The following is a 25,918-nucleotide window of genomic DNA, read 5'->3' on the forward strand; positions in this document are numbered from 1 at the left end:
CCCTCGGCGGCCGGATCTCTACCTGGGCGAAACGCCCGGTCGGCTTACTCAGTCGACCGGTTCGGCCTCGCCCTCGTCGTCACGGGCCTTCTTCGCGGCCTCGCGCATCTCGATGCCGTCGGACACCCAGTCACCGATCTCCCGGGTGACGTCCCGGACGGCGCCCGCGATGATCGTCGCGATCTGGCCCACGTGCGTTGCCGCGGACTCCGTCAGTTCCTGCACGGTGTCCTTGCGCCGCTCGAACTTCCCCACCATGTTTTTCGCCTCTCAGGCTGCAGTCTTCTGCCGCTCGACGATAACACCGGGAGGGGTGTCGGACGAGACGAGACCGGGCGGCAGCGCGAACTTGAAGATCTTCCCCCACACGGAGCCGATCTGCTTGAAGAAGCCACCGGTGTTGTAGGGCAGCCCGTGCTTCTCGCACAGCGCCTTCACGACGGGTGCCATCTCCGGGTACCGGTGGGCGGGCAGGTCCGGGAACAGGTGGTGCTCGATCTGGTGCGACAGGTTGCCCGACATGATGTGGAACAGCGGRCTCCCCTCGATGTTCGCGCTTCCGAGCATCTGCCGGACGTACCACTCGCCGCGAGTTTCCTCCGCGGTCTCGTCCTCGGTGAAACTCTGCACGCCGGTGGGGAAATGGCCGCAGAAGATGATGGAGTACGCCCACACGTTGCGGATCAGGTTGGCGGTCACGTTGCCGAGCAGTGTGGGGACGAACAGTGGCCCGGTGAGCGCCGGGAAGATCACGTAGTCCTTGAGTACCTGCCGACCGGCCTTGCGCCACCAGCCCTTCAGTAGCGGCTTGACGTCGTGCCACTTCCGCTTGCCCTGGATCACGTTCTCCGCTTCCAGGTCGTGCATCATGACGCCCCACTCGAACAGCATCATCAGGAAGAAGGCGTAGACCGGGTTCCCCAGATAGTAGGGGTTCCACTTCTGCGCCTCGTCGATCCGGAGGATGCCGTAGCCGATGTCCCGGTCCCGGCCGAGGATGTTGGTGTACGTGTGGTGCATGTAGTTGTGGGAATGTTTCCACTGATMGGCCGGGCAGACGGTGTCCCACTCGAACACGCGGGAGTTCAGGCCCGGTTCACGCATCCAGTCGTACTGGCCGTGCATGACGTTGTGGCCGATCTCCATGTTGTCGAGGATCTTCGACACACCGAGAGCACCGACCCCGGCGATCCAGGCCGGCGGGAAGAAGCCGAGGTACATCAGCCCGCGGCCGGCGACCTCGAATCCCCTCTGCGCCTTGATGATCTTGTAGATGTATTCGCGGTCCTCGGCGCCGAGGTCCGCAACTGTCCGGTCGCGGAGGGCGTCCAGTTCCCGGCCGATCTCTTCGACCTGGTCGTGACTGAGCACCACCGGGGCGTCGTTGCGGGAACCGTCGGAGCCGTCGACGAACGGGAGGAACGAGAGTGAGAGTCCAAACATGTCGGTCTCCAAGCGTTGAATGTCTTGTGAAAGTCAGATGTCGAGGGCGACGTCGCCCACCGGAACCGAGACGCACAGCTGGATCGCCTTGTCCGGGTCGGTGTCGGCGTCGCCGGTGCGGACGTTCTTGGTGCACCCCGACTTCTTCACCGTCGTGCAGGAGAAGCAGATGCCCATCCGGCACCCGTACTCGGGATGGAGCCCGGCGGCCTCCGCCTGTTCGAGCAGCGTGGCGCCGGAATTGTCCGCGGTGACACCGCTGGCGGTGAAGGACACCTCGCCACCGGCCTCACCCTCCGCCGGGGCTGCGGCGGGAGCGAATTCCTCGGTGTGCAGACGGTCCTCGATGCCGAGTTCGCGATACACCTCCCGAACGCCACGCATCAGTCCGGGCGGGCCGCACAGGAAGGTTTCGGCGTCCGCGTACCAGGGCGCAACCGCGTCGAGGTGCTCCTGACCGAAGAACCCGTGGAGATGGCCGCCGGTTTCCTGATCGGTGTACGCCAACACGAGGGAGACGTTGGCGTTCGCGTCCGCGAGTGCGCGCAACTCGTCGAGGTACGCGACGTCGTTTTCGGTGTACGCGTAGTGCAGAAAAGTGATGCTTCCGAAGTGCTGCTCGTCGACGAGGGTGCGCAGCATCGACAGAACCGGGGTGATTCCGCTGCCTCCGCTCACCAGCAGGAGCCGGCGAGGGCGCGGAGACGGGAGGGTGAATTCGCCCGCCGCCTGAGACAGGTCGAGCACCAGACCGGGGTGCGCGTGGGCGTGCAGGTACTGCGAGACCAGACCGTCGGGGTGCGCCTTGATCGTCAGCTCGACGAGCCCGTCGGTGGACGCCTGTGCATTGGCCGGTGAGTAGCACCGGGTGTGCCGAACCCCGTCGATCACGACGCCCACCTGCACGAACTGCCCCGCACGGAATCCCCGCCACTGACGGGTGGGACGCAGCGTGAGGGTGACAGTGTCGGCGGTGGACCGCCGGACCTCGACCACTTCGGCTCGCAGGTCGCGCACGGTGACCATGGGAGTGACAAGTTCGAGGTAGCGGTCGAGCTGGTGCGGAGTGGCCATCGCCTCGAACAACGACAGCAGCGAGAACCTGCGTCCCTCCGCCGGACGACTGGTGTGGGCAACTGACACGTCAGCCTCCTCCATTTGAGTGCACGGTTGTACACTGACAATAGTGTGACAGAGAGAGACAGGAACTTGTCAATCGAAATGTGACCGCACGCACACCCCAGACAGCGATCGGATACGCATGCCGGATGACGAGTACGAGCACCCGGAGATGACGGGTGTCGGCGCGGCCGCGAATACACTCACTGCCGTGAGTCAGTCGACCGGCGCCGAACCGGAGAGCAGGGCAGCCCGCAAGGAGCGCACGAGGAAGGCCCTTCTCGACGGCACACTCGAACTCATGGCGGACCGTAGTTTCGCCGGCGTGAGCCTGCGCGAGATCGCCCGCACCGCGGGAATCGTGCCCACCGCGTTCTACCGCCACTTCGCGTCCATCGAGGAGCTCGGCGTGGTGCTCGTCGAGGAGGGCATGCGAATTCTGCGGCAGATGCTCCGCGACGCCCGCCGCACCCCGAGCACCAAGAGCGCAGGCGCATCCCTCGACATCCTCGTGCGGCAGGTCCGCACCCACGAGGCGCAGTTCCGGTTCCTCAGCCGCGAACGCTACGGCGGCGTCCCGGAAATTCGCCGGGCGATCGCGACCGAGATGAAGCTGTTCGTCAGCGAACTCACGGTTGACCTGTCCCGCATCGACGGTCTGCAGTCCTGGGACCACGACGACCTGGAGATGGCGGCCGACCTGATCGTGTCCACCATGTTCGCCGTCGTCGTCGATCTGCTCGAGGCCGATCGTCCCGGAAGCCGAAGTGAGGCCGAAGTGGTCGCGCGTGCCGAACGGCAACTGCGCCTGATCATGCTCGGCATGAGCGGGTGGAATCCCGCGAAGTAGTGGCGCTCTCGCCGTACGGTGGGGGCATGTTGTCAACCTCGGAACACGCGCACATCACCCTCGGCGACCTGACGTTCGACGTCACCACCAGCGGTCCGGCCGACGGCGTCCCCGTCGTTCTCCTGCACGGGTTTCCGGAGAGCGCCGCGTCCTGGGAACCGGTCAGCGCCCTGCTGAACGAGTCCGGTCTGCGGACGTTCGCCCCGAACCAGCGCGGATACTCGCCCGGTGCGCGACCCGACGGAGTCGACTCCTACCGGATCGACCACCTCGTCGCGGACGTAATCGGATTGCTCGACGCACTCGGTCTCGACTCGGCACATCTCGTCGGGCACGACTGGGGAGCCGCCGTGGCGTGGGTCGTCGCGGCGCGGCACCCCGACCGGATCACCTCGCTCACCACCGTGTCGGTGCCACATCCGGGCGCGTTCGGCTGGGCCTTGCGCGAGGACGCCGATCAGAAGGAACGCTCCTCCTACATTCGTCTCCTCAGGACGGAAGGCAAGGCCGAGCGGGTCCTCCTCGAGGAGAACGCGCGGGCGCTGCGCGCGATGTTCGGTGACGTCGTCGCGCCGGCGCTCGTCGACCGGCACGTCGCGCTGCTCGGCGAACCGGGCGCGCTCACCGGCGCGCTGAACTGGTACCGCGCGATGACGAGCGACTTCGAGCAGACGCCTGCCGTCACCGTTCCCACGACCTACGTCTGGAGCACCGGTGACCAGGCGCTGGGGCGTGCGGGAGCGGAAAGGTGCGGCGAGTTCGTCGATGCGCCCTACGAGTTCGTCGTCCTGGACGGTGCCACGCACTGGATCCCGGAGCAGCGGCCCGACGCCCTCGCGGACGCGATCCTCACGCGTACCGGAACCGCACCGAACTGAACTGAAATCCGCTCTTCCCCTCGACGGGGCGTGCGTTCTGGTTTGATGGCACTACTCGTCTCGTGCACCGTGGGAGGGCACCATGAGTGGCATCGCAATCCTTCTGGTCGGCGCCGTTCTGTGCTTCGCCGGTGTCGGTTCACTCCACGTCGCCGTTCTCGCCTCGGGTTTCGGCCTCGGCTGGCTCCTGGCCGATCTGCTGTCGCTGTCGCTCGAGACGACGTTCCTGGTCGCGGCGATCGGGGCAGTCGTGGCGTGGGTGGCCACCACCCTGATCTTCAAGTTCGCCGCATTCTTTCTCGGGATCATCACCGGCGCCGTCATCGGGGCCAAGCTCAGTCGTGTCCTGCAACCCGACGACGCGAATTGGCTCCTCAGCGGAGTCGTGATCGTCGCGCTCGCCGTCGCCTGTGGTTTCCTCGCCGACCGGTACCGGGCGCGGGCGTTGTTGTGGCTCACCGCGCTCGGCGGCGCCAGCATGGTCCTGACCGGGCTCGGCCTGGCCATCCCCCCGCTGGGTTTCCTGGAGGATCCGAACGAGGGCAGCCAGCAGTTCTTCGCCACGCTGATCTGGATCGTCGTGGCGGCGGCGGGCTGGCTGACACAGCGGCGGCTGTTCCCGGAGAAGCTCCGGATCGATGACAATCGCGCGCGGCGCTAGTCGCGCTCGGGTGCCCTCACCACCGTCAGCGCGGCGAGCCCGATCGCGAGCACGATCACCAGTCCGATGATCCCGGCCCGATCCGCCGCGAACCACCAGGCGAACAGCCCGAAGAGGGTGGGCGAGAGGAACGACACCGCGCGACCGGTGGTCGCGTACAGACCGAACATCTGCCCCTCCCGGCCTGGCGGTGTGATCCGGGCCAGGAACGTCCGCGCGGATGACTGCGCGGGACCGACGAACAGGCACAGCAGCAGTCCGAAGATCCAGAACATGGCCGGTCCGGAGACGGCCGTCAGTACGACGCCGACCACGATCATCGCGATCAGGGACGTCATGATGACGGTCTTCGGTCCGATCCGATCGTCGAACCGGCCGGCGGTGAGCGCGCCGAGCGCGGAGACGACGTTGGCCGCGACGCCGAACAGCAGCACGTCACCCGCGCCGATGCCGTAGACGTTGACGGCGAGGACGGCGCCGAACGTGAAGACACCGGCCAGTCCGTCGCGGAACAGCGCACTCGCCACCAGGAAGTACACGGTGCGCCGGTCGGCGACCCAGAGGTCGCGCAGATCGCGCCACAGCACCCGGTACGACTCGACGAAACCGGCCTTGTCGGCACCCGGATCCGCGTGGGGGCGGGGTAGCTCGGGGACCTTCAGCAGGACGGGGATCGCGAAGATCGCGAACCAGACGGCGGCGAGCAGCGCCACCATCCGGATGTTCAGTCCGCCGTCGGTGGTGAGCCCGAGGAATCCCCGGTTGTCGCCGTCACCGGAGATGAATCCGAAGTAGCACAGCAGCAGCAGCACGATCCCGCCGAAATAGCCCATCGCCCAGCCGAACCCGGACACCCGGCCGATGTTCGCCGGCGTCGACACCTGCCTGAGCATCGCGTTGTACGGGACGCCGGCCAGTTCGAAGATCACCGAACCCGCGGCCAGCAGCACCAGTCCGAGCCACAGGTACTGATACGAGTCGCGGACGAAGAACATCGCCGCCATGCACCCGACCGTCGCGAACGTGAGGACACCGAGCGCCCACTTACGTCGTCCGGCGGCGTCGAATCGCTGACCGGTGACAGGGGCGAGCACGGCGATGAGGAAACCGGCGATGCCGAGCGACCACCCGAGCCACGTGCTCGCGGAGATCGACCCCGGCAGGTCCTCCCCCACGGCGTCCGTCAGGTACACGGAGAAGACGAACGTGAGGATCACGGCGTTGAACGCGGCCGATCCCCAGTCCCACAACCCCCACGCGACAACCTGTCTGCGCGTCGCGGCCTCGCCGATCCCGGCCGGCGGACGAACGTCGGTGCTCATGTCCGCGAGCCTATGCGAGCGAACGGGGAGTTCGTACGGTCCGACGCGACGAGTGTCCCGCTCGGACGGAACTACTAAGCATGCACTCAGTTGCATACGCACCTCGTTGCATACATACTTCGGTTCGTGGCACTCGAACATGCGCTCCTCGTCTCCCTCACCGAGCACTCCGGCTCGGGCTACGAATTGGCGCGCCGGTTCGACAAATCCATCGGCTTCTTCCAGAGCGCCACCCACCAGCAGATCTACCGCGTCCTCAAACGCATGGACGAGTCCGGATGGGTCGACGCCGAGGTCGTGGCGCAGGACAGCAGACCCGACAAGAAGGTGTACCGGGTCAGCGCGGCCGGGCGCGCGGAACTCGAGCGCTGGATCGCCGAACCGACCGAGCCCAACCACCTGCGCAACGAGCTGGCAGTGAAGATCCGCGCCGCTCAGCACGGTGACATCGCCGCACTCACGGCCGAGGTCGCTCGCCACCGCGACGGCCACGCCGCCCGGCTCGAGGTCTACCGCATGATCGAAAAACGTGACTTTCCCGCACCGGACCAGCTCTCCGGGGCAGCCCTGCACCAGTACCTCGTCCTGCGCGGCGGAATCCGCGTCGAAGAGGGATTCGCCGACTGGTGCCAAGAAGTACTCGACGCGCTCGCACAGTAAGGACACGCCGCCAATGACCCAGTTCCCGCAGCTCCTCGCTCCCCTCGACCTCGGTTTCACGACGCTGAAGAACCGGGTGATCATGGGTTCCATCCACACCGGGCTCGAAGATCGCGCCAAGGACATTCCCCGTCTGGCCGAGTACTTCGCCGAGCGCGCCCGCGGAGGTGTCGCGCTGATCGTCACCGGCGGCTACGCGCCCAACCGGACGGGCTGGCTGCTGCCGTTCGGCGCCAAGCTCACCCACCGAGTCGAGGCCCGCAGGCACCGCGCGATCACGAAGGCGGTGCACGACGAGGGCGGCAAGATCGCCCTGCAGATCCTGCACGCCGGCCGGTACGGCTACCAGCCCTTCAGCGTCTCCGCCTCGTCGATCAAGGCCCCGATCAACCCGTTCCGGCCCCGCAAACTCACGGGCCGCGGCGTGCGCTGGCAGATCCGCAACTTCGTCCGCTGCGCCCGGCTCGCGCAGCAGGCGAACTACGACGGCGTCGAGATCATGGGCGGCGAGGGCTACTTCATCAACCAGTTCCTGTGCGAGCGCACCAACAAGCGCACCGACGAGTGGGGCGGCACTCCCGAGAACCGCAGGCGGATGGCCGTCGAGATCGTCCGCCGCACTCGCAAGGCGGTGGGCCCCAACTTCATCATCATCTTCCGCCTGTCGATGGCCGACCTCGTCGAGGGCGGTCAGACGTGGGACGAGATCGTCGCGCTGGCACAGGAAGTGGAGGCCGCGGGCGCGACCATCATCAACACCGACATCGGCTGGCACGAATCCCGTGTTCCGACGATCGTGACGTCGGTGCCGCGGGCCGCGTTCGCCGACATCACCGGCAAGCTCGAGAAGCACGTGAGCATCCCCGTGGCCGCGTCGAACCGGATCAACATGCCGGAGGTCGCCGAGGAAATCCTGACCCGCGGTGACGCGCAGCTCATCTCGATGGCGCGCCCGATGCTCGCCGATCCCGACTGGGTGCGCAAAGCCGAAGCGGGCACCCCCGACGAGATCAACACGTGCATCGCGTGCAACCAGGCCTGCCTCGACCACGCCTTCGTCCGCAAGCACGTGTCGTGCCTGCTGAATCCCCGTGCAGGCCGGGAGACGGAACTGACACTCTCCCCCACCCGGGCCGCGAAGCGTGTCGCCGTCGTCGGCGCCGGACCCGCGGGCCTGTCGGCAGCACTGGGCCTGGCACAGCGCGGCCACTCGGTGACCCTGTTCGAGGCGGATTCGGAGATCGGCGGACAGTTCGGCATCGCCCGCAAGATCCCCGGCAAGGAGGAGTTCGCGGAGACGATCCGGTACTACAACCGCCAGCTTCCGCTCGCCGGTGTCGACGTCCGGCTCGACAGCCGTGTCACCGCGACCGAGCTGGTCGGCGAGTACGACGAGGTGATCGTCGCGACCGGGGTGACGCCGCGGGTTCCGTCCATTCCGGGTATCGACCACCCGAAGGTGCTCACGTATCCGGAGGTCGTGCGGGGCGGCAAGGCCGTCGGGCAGTCGGTCGCGGTGATCGGGGCCGGTGGGATCGGCGTCGACGTCAGCGAGTTCCTCACCCACGAGCACTCGCCGACGCTCGACCTGAAGGAGTGGAAGCAGGAGTGGGGTGTCACCGAACCCGAAGCGGCGGCGGGCGCCCTCACCACACCCATTCCCGAACCGTCGCCGCGCGAGGTGTACCTGCTGCAGCGCAAGAGCGGCCGGATCGGCGCCGGACTCGCGAAGACCACGGGCTGGGTTCACCGGGCAGCGCTGAAGAACAAGGGCGTGCAGGAACTGTCCGGGGTCAACTACGAGCGCATCGACGACGACGGCCTGCACATCACGTTCGGCGCCAAACGCGAGAGGCCCCGCACCCTCGCCGTCGACAACGTCGTGATCTGCGCAGGTCAGGAATCGGTGCGTGACCTCGTCGACGAACTGACCGTCGCCGGCGTCACCACCCACGTCATCGGCGGCGCCGACGTCGCAGCCGAACTCGACGCCAAACGCGCGATCGAGCAGGGCACCCGGCTCGCCGCGCGCATCTGACGCACTACGCTGCTGACCGTGAGCTTGCCGAACCCCACCCCCAGTGCCCGCGCCGTCGTGACCGGCGCCTCGTCCGGAATCGGCGAGGCGCTGGCCACCGACCTGGCCTCCCGGGGCCACTCCCTGATCCTCGTCGCGCGCCGCGGCGAGGTGATGGATTCACTCGCTGCGGCCCTGCGTGACAAGCACGGCGTCGAGGTCGACGTGCGCGCGTGCGATCTGTCGGATCGCGACGCGCGGGCCACCCTCGTCACCGAACTGTCCGGACGTGAGATCAGCGTCCTGTGCAACAACGCGGGCATCGCCACGTTCGGCCCGGTCGCCGGACTCGATCCCGCGTACGAGCGGGCCCAGGTGGAACTCAACGCCGTTGCGGTGCACGACCTCACCCTCGCGGTGTTGCCCGGGATGCTCGAACGCAAGTCCGGCGCCATCCTCATGGTCGGCTCCGCGGCAGGCAACATGCCCATCCCCCACAACGCCACCTACGCGGCCAGCAAGGCGTTCGTCAACACCTTCTCCGAGTCGCTGCGCGGCGAACTCAAGGGAACGGGAGTGAACGTCACGCTGCTCGCACCCGGCCCGGTCCGCACCGAGGAGCCCGATCCGGCGGACGCGTCGATCGTGGACAAGTTGGTGCCCGACTTCCTGTGGATCTCCAGCGAATACACCGCCAAGGTGTCACTCGATGGTCTGGCCGACAACAAGATGCGCGTCGTGCCCGGCATCATCAGCAAGGCGATGTCCGTTGCCGGGCAGTACAGCCCGCGCGCGGTGGTCGCCCCGATCGTCGGAACGTTCTACAAGAAGCTGGGCGGATGACCCCCGGGTGAATGTACCGGTCACCCCTGCCGAGGCGCTGAAAGGTACATTCGCCCAGCGTTTCTAGCGCCTGCGACGTTTGCCCGTCCCGAAGATGCTGCGGGAGATCTCGCGGCCGGCGGCCGACGCGGCCGAGCGGAGGAAGCTCTTCACCGCGGAGTTCCCGAGAATCTGTTCGGCCATGTTCGGACCCTCCCGCTGTGCGGGCGGCGGGGGCGGCAGGTCGGGAAGCGGGGGCAGGTCGAGGCCCGGTTCCGTGGCCGGTGCCCCGGCGACCTTGGCCGTCAGCTTCTCGTACGCCGATTCGCGGTCGACGGTCTGCCGGTACTTCGCCGACAGCGGACTCGACGACGCCGCGGCGGTGATCGCGTCGTTGCCGATGGTGTCCATCAGCGAGCGGGGAGGCCGAATCCTCGTCCACGCCACCGGCGTCGGTGCCCCCCGTTCCGACAGGACCGTGACGATCGCCTCACCGATGCCCAGTGAGGTGAGAGCCTTCTCGAGGTCGTAGTTCTCGGTGGTCGGGTACGTCCGTACCGTTTTCGTGAGCGCCTTCTGATCGTCGGGAGTGAAAGCGCGCAGCGCGTGCTGGATCCGCGCGCCGAGCTGTGACAACACCGCATTCGGGACGTCCGTCGGCAACTGGGTGCAGAAGAAGACCCCCACACCCTTCGAGCGGATGAGCTTCACGGTCTGTTCCACCTGCTGCAGGAACGCCTTCGACGCGTCCGCGAAGAGCAGGTGCGCCTCGTCGAAGATGAAGACGAGTTTGGGTTTGTCGAGATCGCCTTCCTCGGGCAACGTCTGGAACAGATCGGCCAGCACCCACATCAGGAAGGTGGAGAACAATGCCGGGCGCGCGGCCTGGGCGCCCAACTCGAACAACGTGATCACGCCCCTGCCGTCGATCACCCGGAGCAGGTCCTCGGTCTCGAGCTCGGGCTCCCCGAAGAACGTGTCGCCGCCGTCGGCTTCGAGATTGACGAGGGCCCTGAGGATCACACCCGCCGTGGCCGGGGACACGCCGCCGATCCCCTTCAGATCGGCCCTGCCCTCGTCGCTGGTGAGATGCGCGATGACCGATCGCAGATCCAACAGGTCGAGCAGCGCAAGCCCCTGAACGTCGGCCCAATGGAAGATCAGCCCCAGCGTGGACTCCTGAGTCTCGTTGAGCCCGAGAACCTTGGCGAGCAGGATCGGCCCGAACGCCGTGATGGTCGCGCGGACGGGAATCCCCAAGCCTTCCGTTCCCAGCGAGAGGAATTCGACCGGGGATCCCGCCGGCCGCCACTCGTCGTCACCCGTCTCGGACGCTCGGGCGGTGATCTTGTCGCCCGCCTCACCCGGCTGCGACAGGCCCGACAGGTCGCCCTTCACGTCGGCCATCACCACGGGAACCCCTGCAGCCGACAACTGCTCGGCAATACCCTGCAGCGTCTTCGTCTTTCCCGTCCCGGTGGCGCCGGCGACGAGTCCGTGCCGGTTGACCGTCGCGAGCGGGATACGCACCCGGGCCGCCGGATCCACGGCGCCGTCGAGCACCACCGTTCCCAGCTCCAGAGCCGCACCCTCCGAGGAGTATCCGGCCGCGATGTCCGCGGCGGCACCGGAGGAGGCGGCGACGTCTGCGGGAGCACGGTTCTCCGCGGCCTCCGCGTCCCGGGCTTCCTGCTCCGCCGCCTCTGCCGCTGCCGCAGCCTCCGCCGCGATCCTGGCCGCTTCGGCGGCCGCCGCCCTCGCCGCCGCCGCCCTTTCCGCCGGGGTCGAGGTCGCGTCGCCGTCCTGCGATTGCTGGGTCATCCAAGCCCTCCTCGAATCACGCACGTCGGGAGAAAGTGTCCACCGCAGACCTTATCCCGTCACTCACGTGACTACTGTGTTCCTGGTGCAGGACAAACTTGTGTGGATCGACTGTGAAATGACCGGGCTCCGGCTCGGCACCGACAAGCTGATCGAGATCGCAGCTCTGGTCACGGACAGCGAGCTGAACGTGCTCGGTGAGGGTGTCGACATCGTCATCCACGCCGACGACGACGCGCTCGCGGCCATGCCCGACGTGGTGACCAAGATGCACGAGAACTCGGGGCTGACCGACGAGGTCCGGAAGTCCACGGTCACGCTCGCCGAGGCCGAGCAGCAGGTGCTCGCCTACATCCGCGAGCACGTGCCGGTCGCCGGGACGGCGCCGCTCGCAGGCAACTCGATCGCGACCGACCGCGGATTCATCGCCCGCGACATGCCGGACCTCGACACCTACCTGCACTACCGGATGATCGACGTCAGCTCCATCAAGGAACTGTCCCGGCGCTGGTACCCGCGGATCTACTTCGGTCAGCCCGAAAAGGGTCTCGCCCACCGCGCCCTGGCCGACATCAAGGAGTCGATCCGGGAACTGAAGTACTACCGGAAGACGGCGTTCGTGCCCGAGCCCGGACCGTCTACCAGCGACATCGCCGCAGTTGTCGAGGAACTCGGGCCCGCCTGAGATACCGATTGGCTTCTCGGGCACCGGACGCGCTAGTATCTTCCTCGCCGAAGTTACTGCCCCCGGGCGGTGCCTGAAGCACATGGTGAGTGTAGTTCAGTTGGTAGAGCACCAGGTTGTGATCCTGGCTGTCGCGGGTTCGAGTCCCGTCACTCACCCCACACGGAAAGCCCCCGGCCTCGGCCGGGGGCTTTCCTCTTTGCGATTGGTCTGACGCCCGCCGTCAGGCGTTGGCGTTGCCCGCCTTCCAGACATCCCACGGGATGTTCCAGTCGCCGAGGCCGTCCGTGCCCGACAGCGTGCCGCCCAGCGTATTCTTGACGATCACGATGTCGCCGCGCTTCGTGTTGTCGTACACCCACTTCGCGTTGGACGGGCTCAGGTTCAGGCAGCCGTGGCTCGCGTTCGAGTACCCCTGCTGCCCCACCGACCACGGCGCCGAGTGGAAGAAGATGCCGCTGTAGGACATTCGCGTCGCCCAATCGACGGGCGTCTTGTATCCCTGCGGGGAGTTGACCGGCACACCGTAGGTGGACGAGTCCATGACGAGGTTCGCGAACCGGTCGCCGATGATGTACACGCCGTTGTCGGTGGGTGTGTCGTCCTTACCCATCGACGTGGGCATCGTCATGATCACTTCGCCGTTGCGCTCGAACGTCACCTGCTTGGTGTTGTCGTCCGCCGTCGCGACCAGGGCGTCGCCGATGGTGAACGCCGTGTGGACGTCCTCCTGGCCGAACAGTCCGTCACCGAGATCACGGCCGTACACGGCGACCTTGACGTCCACGGCGGTGCCGGGGGCCCAGTAGCTCTGCGGACGCCACCGCACCTCACGGTTGTTCACCCAGTAGAACGCGCCCTCGACGGGTGGATTCGTCGTGACGGTGATGCCGGCCTCCGCGGCCTTGCGGTCGGGGATGTTCTCGTCGAACTGGACCGCGATCGGCTGACCGATGCCCACCACGTCACCCTCCGACGGCATCACGTACGGCTTGGTGACGTTGCCGGGCGCGCTGGTCGTGAACGCCGACGTCGAGGTGGTGCCGCCGCCGAGTCCGTTCGCCTTCACCTCGAGCCGGTACTCCTTGTCGTAGCCCAGCGGCTCCGTGTTGACCCAGGACAACCCGTCGGGGGCGATGGCGCCGTCGACCGGCTCGCCCTCCGGGTTGAGCATGGTGACCGCCGCCAGCGTGCCGTCGGCCACCGTCACCGTCACCGGCTGTCCGGGCGAGAATCCCACCGCACCATCGACGGCCGACGCCGTCAGCTTCGGCTTGATGAGTTCGGTGACCGGATTGGAATCGATCGGCGCCTCACCTTCCGACGTGACGCTGTCGGCACCGGAGACGGTGCACCCTGCGATCGACACTGCGAATACGAGTGATGCCGCCACAATCGTCACCGTCTTCGAGACGGATCTCACCGATTGCGCACGCACGCGCCCGCCACGCCCCACACCCATGGATAACCCCACTTCACGTCCTCGCTCCGAATTCACGTTCAAGCCGGCACGTCCCTCGCCTTCGCAAGACGAATCAGCACGTCGAGACCGTGTGGTCTCCAATGATGCCAGCCACTGGAGACCGGTTCCAACCAAGCGCCGAGCCGCTCAATAACGTTCGAATATCAATCGTGACCAGCGGCGCTGTTGTTACGCGCCACCGTCCGGATCGGGTCGCCACGGGCGGTCGCCACCAGGCGATTTGCATTCCCGAGAAGCGACCCGCTAATGTTCTGTCTCGCAAGAGCGAGCGCCTATAGCTCAGTTGGTAGAGCAAGTGACTCTTAATCACTGGGTCCGGGGTTCGAGTCCCTGTGGGCGCACTTGCACGAAGGCCCCCATCCTCTCACGAGGATGGGGGCCTTTCTCGTGTCACGATCTCACCGCACCGAGTGGGCGGTCGGATGACGAACGGGCCGCCGGAACGTGAAGTCACTGCGAACTTCACATCCGACGGCCCGTCAGTGACGAGGGTCGTTCAGCGCAACGCTTTGCGGAGCACCAGGAGCCCTGCCACCGCACCCACGGCGATCAGTCCGTACTTGACCGCCGGCTCGTTCAGCTTCGCGATCAGCGTCCGCTTCGTGTTCTCCATGAGACGCTTCGGGTTGGTGCGGACCGTCAATTCGTCGAGAGTGCTCGCGAGCTGATTACGCGCGTTCTCGATCTCACGCTCGATGCTCTCGGTGTCCCTGGGCACGTGTCCTCCAACTTGTTCGACTGGTTCGATCAGCGAGAGCGACGCTACCGCGACGATCCCACACTTGCGTCAACCGTAGACGAGAACACGCGACCAGCGACTCTGTCTCCCCCGATCGCGCCGCGGCCCACGGTCAGACCTTCCCGGTAGCCTGACTTCTCGTGACCGACAACAACAGACTCGCCCCCGGAGACACCGCACCCGCCTTCACGCTGCCCGACGCCGACGGCAACGACGTGTCGCTCGCCGACTACCGCGGCCGCAAGGTCGTCGTGTACTTCTACCCGGCGGCGAGCACGCCGGGCTGCACCAAACAGGCCTGCGACTTCCGCGACAACCTCGCCGACCTGAACGGCGCAGGCCTCGACGTGATCGGCATCTCACCCGACAAGCCGGCGAAGCTGGCCAAGTTCCGTGACAACGAGGAACTGACGTTCCCTCTGCTGTCCGATCCCGACAAGGCCACGCTCGAGGCGTGGGGCGCGTTCGGCGAGAAGAAGATGTACGGCAAGACCGTGCAGGGTGTCATCCGCTCCACGTTCCTCGTCGACGAGGACGGGAAGATCGAAGTGGCCCAGTACAACGTCCGCGCCACCGGCCACGTCGCGAAACTGCGGCGGGACCTGTCCGTCTGATCGACGCGACGGGCGGCTGCATGTTGTCGGCCGTCCGTCACCGGCGTTGTGGTGGGTCGGTAACGCAGCGGTCGGCAACTTGTGGGCGATCACATCGTTCACACCGAAACGGCGCGAGCAGTCTCCTCGCCCAGGTGAAACCCGACGCGTCACCGGGAGGGATCTTCGGAATCCGGACGAAAGACGGATAGCCTGGGGCGGTGGAGTCTTCAGTCAGCAAGCAAGCGCCGCGCCGAGTGGACCCGGCGTTGGAGCTGCAGTCGGACCCGCAGGAACTCCTGCCCCGCAGACGTCCGACCCAGGAACGTAGTCGCCGGAAGTTCGACGCGCTGCTCACGGCATCGCGGGAGTTGCTGGTGGACGTGGGATTCGAATCGTTCACGTGCGAGGAGGTCGCCGCACGCGCGGACGTCCCGATCGGCACCCTCTACCAGTTCTTCGCGAACAAGTACGTGATCGTCTGCGAACTCAACCGGCAGGACCTCGTCGGCGTCCAGCACGAGATCGCCCAGTTCAACGGTGAGGTCCCGTCCCTCGACTGGCTGCGGTTCCTCAATTCCTTCGTCGACCACATGGCTGGCCTGTGGACATCCGACCCGTCGAGGCGCGAGGTGTGGCTGGCGATGCAGTCGACGCCCTCGACCCGCGCCACCGGCGCCATCCACGAGAAGGCGTTCGCGGAGCAGGTGTCACGGATGCTCGCGCCCCTCACCCCGCGGACGTCGCGGGAGCGGCGGACGATGATGGCCGAGGTGCTCGTCCACGTCGTGTACTCGATGCTCAACTTCTCCGTGCAGGACAATCAGAGCCACGCGGACGCCGTCGCCGAACTCAAACGGCTGATGGTGGCATACCTGCTGGTCGCCGAGAAGGAATCGCGCTCCACCTAGCCGCTACGCGCCTGTGCGCCCTTCCGGTTGCCGGAGCTACCAGAAAGGCGCACGGGCGCCGGAGGCGCCTACAGGGACTCGATGACGGCGAACGCGCCTGCCATGTCTCCGTCGTGTGTGAGGGAGATGTGAATCCTCACGTCGGTCAGATGCTTGGCGACGTCCCCGCGTAAGCGGATACTCGGCCGTCCCCACGCATCCGTCACCACCTCGATCAGGTGGTGGATCATCTCGGGCAGCACCGGCGGGCTGGCGAAGAGAGACGTGGACCAGGCCTTGATCACTGCCTCCTTCGCAGCCCACCGGGCGGCGAAATGTCTAGCCGGATCGGAGCTCCGGGTCACGGCGTCCCGACGCTCGCCCGGTGTGAAGTTGTCGAGCATTGCCGTCCCTGGCCGGTCCAGCTGCTCGGCGAACTCCGACACCGTCACGAGATCGAAGCCGATCCCCAGAACTCCCATCCGTCGTTCCTACTTGCAGCCGGGCAGACCCGAGCTGTACACGTCGTCCGCTCCGAGGCGCGCGGCCTCGGTGAGCAGGACGTCCGCCTCGAGCTGACGGGACGCTGCGGCCGGGACGCTGTCGCCGCCGAAGCGACGATCCGCCGGACGCTCGTACAGGCTGCCGCCACCGACCATGGCCTTCGCCAGACGACGCTGACCCTCGACGGTGCGCTTGCGTGCCTGCTCGAGGTACGCCTCACGCTTGTCGGCCGGGATGGCCTCGACGAACGCCTGCGAGTGCACGACCGCGACCATGCCGGACACGTGCCCGAAGCCGAGGCTGGTCAGCAGACCGGCCTTCAGCGGGAACTGCTCGCCGAAGCGGAGCGGCTCCCGAGCCCACACGAGGTGTTCGAACTCGGCCATCTTCTCGTCGACGCAGTCGAGGCTGCGGTTCGGCGGCACGATGCCCTGGTCCAGCACCTGGCAGAGACCGATCAGCTGGAATGCTGCGGCACCACCCTTGGCGTGTCCGGTGAGGCTCTTCTGCGAGACCACGAACAGCGGCGCACCTTCGCTGCGGCCGAGTGCCCCGGCGAGGCGCTCGTGCAGCTCCGCCTCGTTGGGATCGTTGGCCGCGGTGGACGTGTCGTGCTTGGAGATCACCGAGATGTCGTCGGCACTGACACCGAGCTTGCCGAGGGACTGGGCGAGCTGCGAATCCGCTCCCCCACGTCCCGCGCCGAGCGCACCGATTCCGGGAGCCGGGATCGACGTGTGGACACCGTCCGCGAACGAGCCGGCGTAGGCGACCACACCGAGGACGGGCAGGCCCATCTCCAGTGCCAGGTCACCGCGGGCCAGCAGGATCGTGCCACCACCCTGCGACTCGACGAACCCGCCGCGACGACGGTCGTTGGCCCGGGAGAATCGACGGTCGTCGATGCCCTTGGCCCGCATGTCGTCGGTCTTGGCCGTGGCGGACATGTCACCGAATCCGATGAYGCCCTCCGCGCTGAGGTCGTCGAACCCGCCGGCGACCACGAGCTGGGCCTTGCCGAGCTTGATCTTGTCGACGCCCTCTTCGACGGACACCGCGGCCGTGGCGCACGCCGCAACCGGGTGGACCATGGCGCCGTAACCGCCGACGTAGGACTGGACCACGTGCGCCGCAATCACATTCGGCAGGGCTTCCTGCAGGATGTCGTTCGGCCGGTTCTCGCCGAGCAGCGTGTCGATGTACAGCGACCTCATGGAGGTCATGCCGCCCATGCCGGTGCCCTGGGTGTTGGCGACCAGCGAGGGGTGCACCCACCGCAGCAGTTCGCTGGGCGTGAATCCACCGGTGAGGAACGCGTCCACCGTGGCGACGATGTTCCACAGGCCCACGCGGTCGACGGAGTCGGCCATGTCAGCGGGGATGCCCCACTTGGTGACGTCGAATCCGGTCGGGATCTGACCACCCACGCTGCGCGTGAGCTTCATCTTGCGGGGGACGCGGATCTCGGTGCCCGCACGGCGGGTGACCTGCCAGTCACCGCTGTCCGGAACCGGCGTCGCGACCGTGTTCTCCGGGTCGGCCTCGACGAAGGCCAGTGCTTCCGCCTCGGTGCTGACCACGAAGCTCAGGTCCTTGTCGAGGAAGACCGACGTGAGGAGCGGTGCGGTGTTCTCGACCATCGCGCCGTCGTCCGCGTAGCGGCGGATGCCGCAGCGCTCGACGACTGCGTCGTGGTACTTGTCCGCGATCTCGGCCTCCGGAACCAGTTCCCCGGTCTCGGCGTCGTACCAGCCTGCGGACGGCGTGGTCTCCCACACGACGAGTCCGGTGTTCCAGGCGAGTTCGAGAACGCCTGCCGCCGAAAGCTCTTCGTCGACCTCCATCTCGAAGCGGGTACGCGAGGAACCGAACGGTCCGAGCTCACCGGCGCCGACGATGACGACGAGGTCTTCCGGAGCCGCCGTGACGCCGGCCCAAGCCGGTGCCACCGACTCGGAGACCCGCGGCGGGGCGGGCAGAGCCGCGATGGTGTCGAGCTCGTCCGCATCCGCGTCGGCCTCGGCAGCAGCGGTCGCAGCTTCCTGAGCCTGCTTCGCCAGCGCGGGCAGGTCCAGGTTCGCCTGGGCGAGCCCACCGGTCAGATCGGCCGCGAGCGGCTCGGTGGAGGCGAGGCGACGTGCCTCGGGCTCGCACCACTGCAGCAGCTCGGTGGCCATTTCCAGGGTGGACCAGGTACGGACTCCGGCACCTTCGACGGCCTCGACCAGCGGGTCGTTGCCGCCCATGAGGCCGGTTCCGCGGACCCAGCCGATGAGAGCGTGCACCAGGGTGACGCGCTCGGCCCAGTTGCGCTCGGCCTTCCAGCGGCCGACCACAGCGTCCAGCGCGGCCTTGGCCTCGCCGTACGCACCGTCGCCACCGAACAGGCCGCGGTTCGGGGAACCGGGCAGGACGACGTGCAGGTGGGTGTCGACGTCACGGTCGTAACCGATCTTCGACAGTCCGCCGATCAGACGCTCCACCGACCACAGGAGAACGCGCATCTCCATTTCGGCGCGGGCGCCGGCGTCGGCGAGGTCGCCTGCCACGCGGGGCGCGGCGAACGGGAACAGCAGCGTCGGGGTGACCGCTTCCTTGACGAGCTTCTTCGATCCACCGGCCGTCTCGTACTGGGCTTCACCGATCCACTCGATGAGCGCGTCGATGTCCGTGTAGGACGCCATGTTCGCGGGGACCACCCACAGGGCGGCACCGGCGCGAGCATTGCGGCGGTAGAGGTCGCGGTAGAAGCCGAGACGCTTGTCGTCGAGACGCGAGGTGGTCACGAAGACCGTCGCGCCGCCGGCGAGGAGCTTGCCTGCGACCGAGGCCGCGATGGAACCCTTGCTGGCACCGGTGACGACGGCGACCTGGTCTGCCCATTCCGGGGTCTCGTCGGTGACGACGACTGCCGCCTCCGCGATGCGTCCGTACTTCTCGGCCAGAGCCGTGCGACCCTCGTCGGTTGCGCGGGCCTGCCACCATGCGGCCTGCGCCGCAACGGACTTGCCTGCACCGGCGAACCCTTCGATCTCGAGAGACTCCACGCCTGCCGCGTCGATCCACAGACGAGCCAGATCCTCACGTGCGCTGGCCCAGCGGTCGTCGAGCAGCACCGCCCGCTTGGCGTCGAACGCGGGAGCGACCAGTCGCGGCCAGTCGGAACCGAGTTCCGCCGACACGAGGTCGACGAGTTCGGTGTCGGTCGGCTGCGCTGCCGTCGCCGTGTCGCCTGCGAAGCCGAGCTGCTCGAGCACGAGGCGGGCGGCCGAGGCCAGCACGCCGTCGCGGCCCGTGATGTGCTCGGTGAACTCGCCCAGCGCCGCGGCGTCGACGGTGCCACCGGCTCCGCCACCCGAGGACGGGAGGGAGACGCTGATCCCACGGCGCGAGGCCACTGCGGCCACTGCGCTGTCGATGACGGCGTCCACTGCGGCGCCGTCGGCGAGACCGCCGCCGGCCAGGCCACCGAGGTCACCACCACGGATGCTGGAACCGTCGCGGGTTCCGAGCGCCACCTCGGCGGTGACGTGGTACGCCCAGCCGTCGCCGAGTTCCCAGACCTTCTTCACGCGGTCTGCGATGGCCGCCGGACGACGACCCGAGGGGCCGAAGACCTTGCGGAGGTGATCGTTGATCGAGTCGGACAGCACCGGGCCGAACGGCTTGTACGTACGGGCCAGGGAGTCGACCGTGCCGGCGAGCGAACCCATGTCGGCGTCCGCCGCACCGTCGATCGCGCCGAGCGAGAGCTCGGAGCCGAGGTCGACGAGCAGCTGGTTACGCCGTGAGGACACGCCGTCGCACAGCGCCTCGATCGTGTCGACGGGGCCGACCTGATCGGGACGGAGCTTGGTCCACAGGCTGATCAGGACCTTGGTGGCGTCTGCGGCCTTGAACGCGATGTCGTCGGGACGCGGTCCACCGGACGGTGCAGCGGCCGGGGCCGGAGCCGCGGCGGGTGCGGCCGATGCGGCGGGCGCCTCGGCTGCGGGTGCTGCGGGCTCGTCGTCCTCGACCGGCGCCGGATCGACGTCGGTGGAGTACACGTTGGACGCTTCACGCTCGATGTTGAGGACCTCGACCGGGTAGCCGAAGCGGCCCGGCAGCTTCAGGGTCTGCGATGCGAGGTTCGCGACGGTCGGGACGGAGCCCAGACCGATCTCCACGAACCGCTCGACACCCAGTCCACCCTCGGACTCGTCGGCGAACAGCAGGTCCTGCGTCTCGATCCAGCGCACCGGGCTGGCGAACTGCCAGGCCAGGAGCTCGGTGAGGACCACGCGGGTGAGCTGAACCGGCTTCTTCGCCCAGGAGTCGAAGTCCTTCAGCACCTTGTCGAGGGGCTTCGACGGCACCAGGTCGGCGATCTCCTGCACGAACTCCTTCTTCAGGGAGAACGGCTTGGGGACCAGGTTCGGGATGTAGCGCCCGATCAGGATGGCCGGGTCGATGTCCTGCGGAAGCAGTTCCTCGAGACGTCCACGGAAGTCGTCGACGCCGCCACGCAGCACCGTCGAGTGGAACGGGACGTCGATGCCCGGGACCATGATGTACGCGCGCTTGCCACCGAAAGCCTCACGGCGGATGTCGATTTCGACCTCCAGCGCGTTGAGTCCGGCGACCGTACCGGCGATGGCGTACTGCGAGCCACGCAGGTTCAGGTTCACGATCTGCAGGAACTCACCGGTCGCCTCGGCGACACCGGCGACGAACGCCTCGACGTCGTCGTCGGCCAGACCGATCTGCGACGGGCGGATGGCAGCCATCCGGTAGTCGGAACGGCCGGCCTCGTCGCGGGGAACGAGTGCGTGCATCGCGGAGCCACGCTGGAAGACCACCTCGAGAACAGCTTCGAGAGGCAGCACACCGGCGACGGCGGCGAGAGCGTTGTACTCACCGACCGAGTGGCCTGCGAGCAGGGCGCCCTCGACGAAGGCACCGGATTCGCGGAGCTCGGCGACCTGAGCCACACCGAGCGTCGCCATCGCGACCTGGGTGAACTGGGTCAGGTGCAGGACACCGTCCGGGTGCTTGTGCTCGACACCACGGGCCTTGACGACCGTCGGGTTGTCGCGGACCACGGCGAGGATCGAGAAGCCGAGGGCCTTGCGGGTGTGCTTGTCGGCGCGGTCCCAGATCTCACGGGCGGCCTTGGAGCGGGCGCGGGCGTCGAGGCCCATGCCGGGACGCTGGATGCCCTGTCCGGGGAACGCGTAGACGGTCTTCGGGGCGGCGGTGCGACCCGTTGCGACCATCACCAGTTCACCGTCGATGCGGCAGCCGACCTCGACGATCTCGGCGCCCCGGTCCACGGCGATGCGGTCGACGCGGACGTCGATCTCGGCGCCCGGGCGAACCATGCCCAGGAAGCGTGCGGTCCAGGCGGTGAGACGACGCGGCGGCGTCTTGGTCTCGGCCGGATCCACGGCGGTGACGACCTGCTGGGCGGCGGCGGAGAGCCACATGCCGTGCACGATCGGGCTGCCGAGGCCGGCGAGCAGTGCCGCGTTGTCGGAGGTGTGGATCGGGTTGTGGTCGCCCGACACCTGGGCGAAGGAGCCCATGTTGCGGGGAGCGACGATCGTGGTGTCGCGGCGACGACGACGCGGGGTGTCGACGGCCTCGTCACTCAGCGAGCCACCGGCGCGGGCCGGGTCGGACAGTTCGCCCTTGCCGGTGCGGCCGCGGATCGCGAAGCGCTCCGACAGGGTGACGACGGCAGGCGCGTCCAGGCCCTCGCCGAGCATGGCGCCGACCTCGACCTTGACCTCGACGACGCGGCCCAGGTCGGTGTCGAGAACCGAGGCGACCTCGGCCTTGACGACGAGAATGCTGGTCTCCGAAGGCAGTTCGCCGACGAAATCGACGCTGTGGTCCAGGTGGACCAGGTCGAGCATGCCTTCGATGACGGACAGCGAGTCCTCGGTCTTGGCAGCACCGAGCACGGCGAACACGGCCGGCCAGCAAGCGCCGACGACCACGTCCGGGACGGCCTTGCCGCTGACGCTCAGCGTCGTGGGCAGACCCGAGCCGGTGACACCGGCGTGGTCGGCGACCAGGTCGGGCGTCCAGGCGAGGTTGAGGCGTGCGACACCGTTCTTGACGGCGGGCAGTTCCTGACCGGCCGCGACCGCGAGGAGCGCGGTCATCGACTTCTCGGCGTCGGCCTCGGTGACCACGGGAGCGCCACCGTCCGCGACGGACGCGGGGACGGTGATGGTGATCTGGACGGACTTGGCTGCCACCAGCGGGACAGTGAGGAGCACCTGCTGGTCGTCGATGACGGACAGCTCGGCACCGGTGGTCTCGTGCACCGCGAGGGTGTCGGACTCGATCGACCACTTGTCGAGGTCACCGAGCCGGCGAACCGGGTTCAGGGTGAGGCGCGAGGCCCACTGGATGTCGGGAGCCGACAGCACGGTGTCGAGGAGGCCGCGGGCAATGTCCGCGTGACGGCGTGCGGGCAGCGACAGCGGCGCGACACCGGCGGTGACCAGCTCGTCGTACGTGGCCTTCTCGAAGCGGTCCAGCAGCTCGCCGACAGGCTCGTCGACGCGCGTGATGCCGGCGACGGCGACGGTGCCGGGGATGACGCAAACCTGGTCGGCCGTGTAGCGAGGATCGTGTGCCTGCCACAGCGAGTCGGAACGCCACCAGCGGCGGACGTCACCGTCGACGACGGGCACGAAGTTGACCGGCTTGCCGGGGGTCTTGCACAGCGAGACGAAGAAGGAGACGTCCGCGGGGTGCAGAACCGTGGTGGCGTAGTCGGGGTACTGCGCCTGCAGGGCGCAGACGGCCGCCTCGGGACGCTCGAGAATCGCGTCGTCGGCGAACAGGGTGGGGATGGGGCCACGGTCGACCGGGTGCAGACGCGACTCGGTGCGCTGCAGCATCTCACCGAAGCGCGCACGCCAGGTGATGTCGAGCCACGGGCTCTCGGTGGCCTCGGTGATGGCGTCCTGGAGGTCGGTGCCGCAGTCGAATGCCTTCGCCGCGTCGATGCCGACGGCCAGCTCGAGGTAGCGGCGCAGCCACTGCTCGTACGTCATGGTCGCGACGTCGCCGAAGTACGGCTTCGCCGTGATGTTCAGTGCCTCGATGATCTCGTCGCGACGCTCGGCGACGGCGTCGGCGTCACCGGCGACCTCGTCGAGCAGACGGCCGGTGCGGGACGCTGCGTTGTCGATCTCGTGGATGTCGGCGCCGAGCTGGCTGCGGCCGGAGGCCATGCCGCCCTCGGCGGTGCCTGCTCCGACCCAGTCCGGAGTACCGGGGGTGTCGACGAGGAGCTGCTTCACCTCGGCAGAGGTGGTCGCCTCGAGGGTGGCCATGGCGGCGGTGCCGACCAGGATGCCGTCCAGCGGCATGGCCGGGAAGCCGTGTGCAACGGACCAGCGGCCGGTCAGGTAGTCGGCAGCCCGCTCGGGCGTGCCGATGCCGCCACCGACGCACAGGACCAGGTTCGGCCGGGTGCGCAGCTCGGCGTAGGTGTCGAGGAGGAGGTCGTCCAGGTCTTCCCACGAGTGGTGGCCACCGGCGCGGCCGCCCTCGATGTGGGCGATGACGGGGAACGAGGGAACCTCGTTGGCGATGCGGATGACCGAGCGGATCTGCGCGACCGTGCCCGGCTTGAACGCGACGTAGCTGAAGCCGGCGTCGGTGAGGTCTCCGATGATCGAGACGGCGTCCTCGAGCTCGGGGATACCGGCGGTGACGACGACACCGTCGAACGGGGCACCCGCGGCACGGGCCTTCGGCACGAGGCGCTTGCCACCGACGTGGAGCTTCCACAGGTAGGGGTCGAGGAACATCGAGTTGAACTGCACGGCGCGGCCCGGCTCGAGCAGCCCGGTGAGCTTCTCGACGTTGTCGGCGAAGATCTGCTCGGTGACCTGGCCACCGCCGGCGAGCTCGGCCCAGTGGCCTGCGTTGGCTGCTGCGGCGACGATCTTCGGGTCGACCGTGGTCGGGGTCATGCCGGCGAGCAGGATCGGCGAACGACCGGTCAGCTTCGTGAACGCGGTCTCGACGCCGATGCGGCCGCCCGGCAGCGACACCGGCTTCGGGAGGAACTCGGTCCACGCGGCGGGAACCTCGGGGGTTGCGCCGGGGGTGAGGAGGTTGCGGTGACCGCCACGGGTCGCGGCGGCAACGATGCCGACGCCCTGGCCGCGGACACTGGCCGACGTCATGCGGGTGAGGAGGTCACCGGGTCCGAGGTCGAGGATCCACGCGGCACCGGCTTCGAGGGTGCTGTCGACGGCGGCGACCCAGTCGACGGGATCGACGAGGCAGGCGCTCGTGAGAGCGCGGGCCTTCTCCTCGTCGAGACCGCAGCGCACGGCCCACTGGCCGACGATGTCGATCGTCTCCGCGAGTGCGGGGTGGTGGAAGCCGATCTCGACCGCGAGGGGCTCGAAGACGGGCGCGAAGATGGAGCCGCCACGCTTCTTGGCGTCGCGCTCACGGGCCTCGTCGGCCTCGATCTGCTCGCACCGCTGCTGAACGCGTGCCAGCTGGGCGGGCGGGCCGGACAGTACGACGCGGCGACGGGCGTTACGGATGCCGAGGACGGCTGCGCGCTCGGGCTCGAGGCCTTCGGCGAGCTCCTCGACGATCTGACGGAGTCGTTCCGGGTCGACGTTGGAGACAGCGAGCATMGGGGTGGAGTCGGCGGCGGCGATCACTCCGCGACGACGGCCGACGAGGCCGGCAGCCGCACCGATGAGCTGAGCGAGGGCGAGGAGTTCGCCGTCCTTCTGACCCGAGGAGGCAACGGCCTCCGCGGCGAGGAGTCCCTGGGAGTGGCCGATCACCGACACGGGAGCCGTAACCGCGGGATCGAGGCCCTGAGCTGCCAGCGCACGCAGCGCTGCGATCTGGGTGAGGAAGACGCCGGGGAGAGACACCGCCGCCGAGGTGAGCGCTGCCGCGGAGGGTCCGGCCGCCTGGGCGCCGTCCTCTTCGTCGGCGAGTTCCTGCTCGAGGATCCAGGCGATGGGGTCGAATCCGACCGGGCGCACGACGAGGAGTTCCTGCGCCACGGGGGCCAGGTGGTCGGCCGCGTCGTTGACGATGGTGGTGAGTGCCGGCTCGAGTCCGTTGTCGCGGCTCAGTTCCTCCAGCGAGCTCAGCCAGGGCGCGCCCTGACCACCGAAGGCGAGCGCGTACGGCTCACCTCCGAGCAGACGATCCACGAGGGTGCCCTTGCTCGACGACCGAGTGTCGTCCCGGTCTACGCCGATGCGCCGCGAACCCTTCGAGTTTTTTCCGTTTCCTGCGGGTGTCGTGTCGTCAATCGTCACGCGTATGTCCTCTCCTGGTCCCCTCTAGGGGGAGGTGGGGATAGTGTCTGCCGCCCTCGGCATCGTGTGCCAGCTGTATCGGCTCTGATCAGCTCTTCCGGGCTGTTCAAGGTTGACACA

18 protein-coding genes and 2 tRNA genes are annotated in these 25,918 nt (G+C 67.9%); 11 read left to right on the forward strand and 9 right to left on the reverse strand.

The genetic code is table 11. The features are described from left to right. Positions 1-48: 48 nt before the first annotated feature. Genes AC1D1G_RS17015 through AC1D1G_RS17025 form a run of 3 tightly spaced genes read right to left on the reverse strand, consistent with a single transcriptional unit; the run spans position 49 to position 2,586 of the window. A complete protein-coding gene (locus tag AC1D1G_RS17015) occupies positions 49-258 on the reverse strand; it encodes a hypothetical protein (RefSeq protein ID WP_009474106.1) in 210 nt (69 codons plus the stop codon). Positions 259-270: 12 nt separating this feature from the next. Then, positions 271-1,443, reverse strand: coding sequence for a fatty acid desaturase family protein (locus tag AC1D1G_RS17020; RefSeq protein WP_477952981.1), 1,173 nt, complete (start codon positions 1,441-1,443; stop codon positions 271-273). Between the two features lie 33 nt (positions 1,444-1,476). Further along, complete coding sequence (locus AC1D1G_RS17025; protein ID WP_477952982.1) at positions 1,477-2,586, reverse strand: ferredoxin reductase; 1,110 nt, start codon at positions 2,584-2,586, stop codon at positions 1,477-1,479. Positions 2,587-2,704: 118 nt separating this feature from the next. Between AC1D1G_RS17025 and AC1D1G_RS17030 the strand changes: the two genes are divergently transcribed. From AC1D1G_RS17030 to AC1D1G_RS17040, 3 genes are all read left to right on the forward strand, one after another. After that, the gene (locus AC1D1G_RS17030) at positions 2,705-3,412 is read left to right on the forward strand and encodes a TetR family transcriptional regulator (protein WP_283333559.1); all 708 of its coding nucleotides are present in this window, start codon (positions 2,705-2,707) and stop codon (positions 3,410-3,412) included. A gap of 26 nt (positions 3,413-3,438) precedes the next feature. Next, the gene (locus AC1D1G_RS17035; RefSeq protein WP_280782321.1) at positions 3,439-4,290 is read left to right on the forward strand and encodes an alpha/beta fold hydrolase; all 852 of its coding nucleotides are present in this window, start codon (positions 3,439-3,441) and stop codon (positions 4,288-4,290) included. Between the two features lie 82 nt (positions 4,291-4,372). After that, on the forward strand, positions 4,373-4,951 hold the full coding sequence (locus tag AC1D1G_RS17040) for a DUF4203 domain-containing protein (protein WP_280782320.1): 579 nt from the start codon (positions 4,373-4,375) through the stop codon (positions 4,949-4,951). Here the strand turns inward: AC1D1G_RS17040 and AC1D1G_RS17045 are convergent. After that, entirely contained in the window at positions 4,948-6,273 is a 1,326-nt protein-coding gene (locus AC1D1G_RS17045) for an MFS transporter (RefSeq protein WP_477952984.1), read from the reverse strand. The genes AC1D1G_RS17040 and AC1D1G_RS17045 overlap by 4 nt on opposite strands. Before the next feature lie 126 nt (positions 6,274-6,399). Here AC1D1G_RS17045 and AC1D1G_RS17050 point away from each other — a divergent pair, with 126 nt between their 5' ends. Genes AC1D1G_RS17050 through cmrA form a run of 3 tightly spaced genes read left to right on the forward strand, consistent with a single transcriptional unit; the run spans position 6,400 to position 9,793 of the window. Further along, positions 6,400-6,933, forward strand: coding sequence for a PadR family transcriptional regulator (locus AC1D1G_RS17050; protein WP_280784716.1), 534 nt, complete (start codon positions 6,400-6,402; stop codon positions 6,931-6,933). Between the two features lie 13 nt (positions 6,934-6,946). Further along, positions 6,947-8,971 (forward strand): FAD-dependent oxidoreductase, encoded by a 2,025-nt coding sequence (locus tag AC1D1G_RS17055; RefSeq protein WP_477952985.1) that lies wholly within the window; start codon positions 6,947-6,949, stop codon positions 8,969-8,971. 18 nt (positions 8,972-8,989) lie between these two features. Beyond that, entirely contained in the window at positions 8,990-9,793 is an 804-nt protein-coding gene (gene cmrA / locus AC1D1G_RS17060; protein WP_283353790.1) for a mycolate reductase, read from the forward strand. A 63-nt stretch (positions 9,794-9,856) separates the two neighbouring features. Here the strand turns inward: cmrA and AC1D1G_RS17065 are convergent, their stop codons facing one another. Next, on the reverse strand, positions 9,857-11,593 hold the full coding sequence (locus tag AC1D1G_RS17065) for a helicase HerA-like domain-containing protein (protein ID WP_283333554.1): 1,737 nt from the start codon (positions 11,591-11,593) through the stop codon (positions 9,857-9,859). Between the two features lie 85 nt (positions 11,594-11,678). Here AC1D1G_RS17065 and orn point away from each other — a divergent pair, with 85 nt between their 5' ends. Beyond that, on the forward strand, positions 11,679-12,278 hold the full coding sequence (gene orn / locus AC1D1G_RS17070) for an oligoribonuclease (protein ID WP_005570251.1): 600 nt from the start codon (positions 11,679-11,681) through the stop codon (positions 12,276-12,278). Positions 12,279-12,363: 85 nt separating this feature from the next. Beyond that, positions 12,364-12,439: transfer RNA gene (locus AC1D1G_RS17075), tRNA-His, on the forward strand. A 62-nt stretch (positions 12,440-12,501) separates the two neighbouring features. On the opposite strand, the gene AC1D1G_RS17080 is transcribed toward AC1D1G_RS17075, so the two are convergent. Then, complete coding sequence (locus tag AC1D1G_RS17080) at positions 12,502-13,740, reverse strand: L,D-transpeptidase (RefSeq protein WP_283333553.1); 1,239 nt, start codon at positions 13,738-13,740, stop codon at positions 12,502-12,504. Between the two features lie 289 nt (positions 13,741-14,029). Between AC1D1G_RS17080 and AC1D1G_RS17085 the strand changes: the two genes are divergently transcribed. Beyond that, positions 14,030-14,102, forward strand: a tRNA-Lys gene (locus AC1D1G_RS17085). Positions 14,103-14,257: 155 nt separating this feature from the next. Here AC1D1G_RS17085 and AC1D1G_RS17090 read toward each other — a convergent pair. Next, positions 14,258-14,479 (reverse strand): DUF3618 domain-containing protein, encoded by a 222-nt coding sequence (locus AC1D1G_RS17090; protein ID WP_005248277.1) that lies wholly within the window; start codon positions 14,477-14,479, stop codon positions 14,258-14,260. 161 nt (positions 14,480-14,640) lie between these two features. Between AC1D1G_RS17090 and bcp the strand changes: the two genes are divergently transcribed. Next, positions 14,641-15,114, forward strand: a complete 474-nt coding sequence (gene bcp, locus AC1D1G_RS17095; RefSeq protein ID WP_007296587.1) for a thioredoxin-dependent thiol peroxidase — start codon at positions 14,641-14,643, stop codon at positions 15,112-15,114. Between the two features lie 200 nt (positions 15,115-15,314). Next, positions 15,315-16,004 (forward strand): TetR family transcriptional regulator, encoded by a 690-nt coding sequence (locus tag AC1D1G_RS17100; protein ID WP_011594442.1) that lies wholly within the window; start codon positions 15,315-15,317, stop codon positions 16,002-16,004. Between the two features lie 68 nt (positions 16,005-16,072). On the opposite strand, the gene acpS is transcribed toward AC1D1G_RS17100, so the two are convergent. Both acpS and AC1D1G_RS17110 read right to left on the reverse strand, forming a co-directional pair. Further along, a complete protein-coding gene (gene acpS / locus AC1D1G_RS17105; RefSeq protein ID WP_037236411.1) occupies positions 16,073-16,465 on the reverse strand; it encodes a holo-ACP synthase AcpS in 393 nt (130 codons plus the stop codon). Positions 16,466-16,474: 9 nt separating this feature from the next. Beyond that, complete coding sequence (locus AC1D1G_RS17110) at positions 16,475-25,798, reverse strand: fatty acid synthase subunit beta domain-containing protein (RefSeq protein WP_477952986.1); 9,324 nt, start codon at positions 25,796-25,798, stop codon at positions 16,475-16,477. Positions 25,799-25,918: the final 120 nt, after the last annotated feature.

It is taken from the genome of Rhodococcus sp. P3_B8 (assembly GCF_056402775.1).

What these genes read in the sequence shown, in the direction of transcription:
- AC1D1G_RS17045 (WP_477952984.1), bottom strand. Translation starts at nt 6,273, where the DNA reads ATGAGCACCGACGTTCGTCCGCCGGCCGGGATCGGCGAGGCCGCGACG.
- AC1D1G_RS17035 (WP_280782321.1), top strand. Translation starts at nt 3,439, where the DNA reads ATGTTGTCAACCTCGGAACACGCGCACATCACCCTCGGCGACCTGACG.
- AC1D1G_RS17030 (WP_283333559.1), top strand. Translation starts at nt 2,705, where the DNA reads ATGCCGGATGACGAGTACGAGCACCCGGAGATGACGGGTGTCGGCGCG.
- AC1D1G_RS17065 (WP_283333554.1), bottom strand. Translation starts at nt 11,593, where the DNA reads ATGACCCAGCAATCGCAGGACGGCGACGCGACCTCGACCCCGGCGGAA.
- AC1D1G_RS17080 (WP_283333553.1), bottom strand. Translation starts at nt 13,740, where the DNA reads ATGGGTGTGGGGCGTGGCGGGCGCGTGCGTGCGCAATCGGTGAGATCC.
- AC1D1G_RS17040 (WP_280782320.1), top strand. Translation starts at nt 4,373, where the DNA reads ATGAGTGGCATCGCAATCCTTCTGGTCGGCGCCGTTCTGTGCTTCGCC.
- AC1D1G_RS17015 (WP_009474106.1), bottom strand. Translation starts at nt 258, where the DNA reads ATGGTGGGGAAGTTCGAGCGGCGCAAGGACACCGTGCAGGAACTGACG.
- acpS (WP_037236411.1), bottom strand. Translation starts at nt 16,465, where the DNA reads ATGGGAGTTCTGGGGATCGGCTTCGATCTCGTGACGGTGTCGGAGTTC.
- AC1D1G_RS17055 (WP_477952985.1), top strand. Translation starts at nt 6,947, where the DNA reads ATGACCCAGTTCCCGCAGCTCCTCGCTCCCCTCGACCTCGGTTTCACG.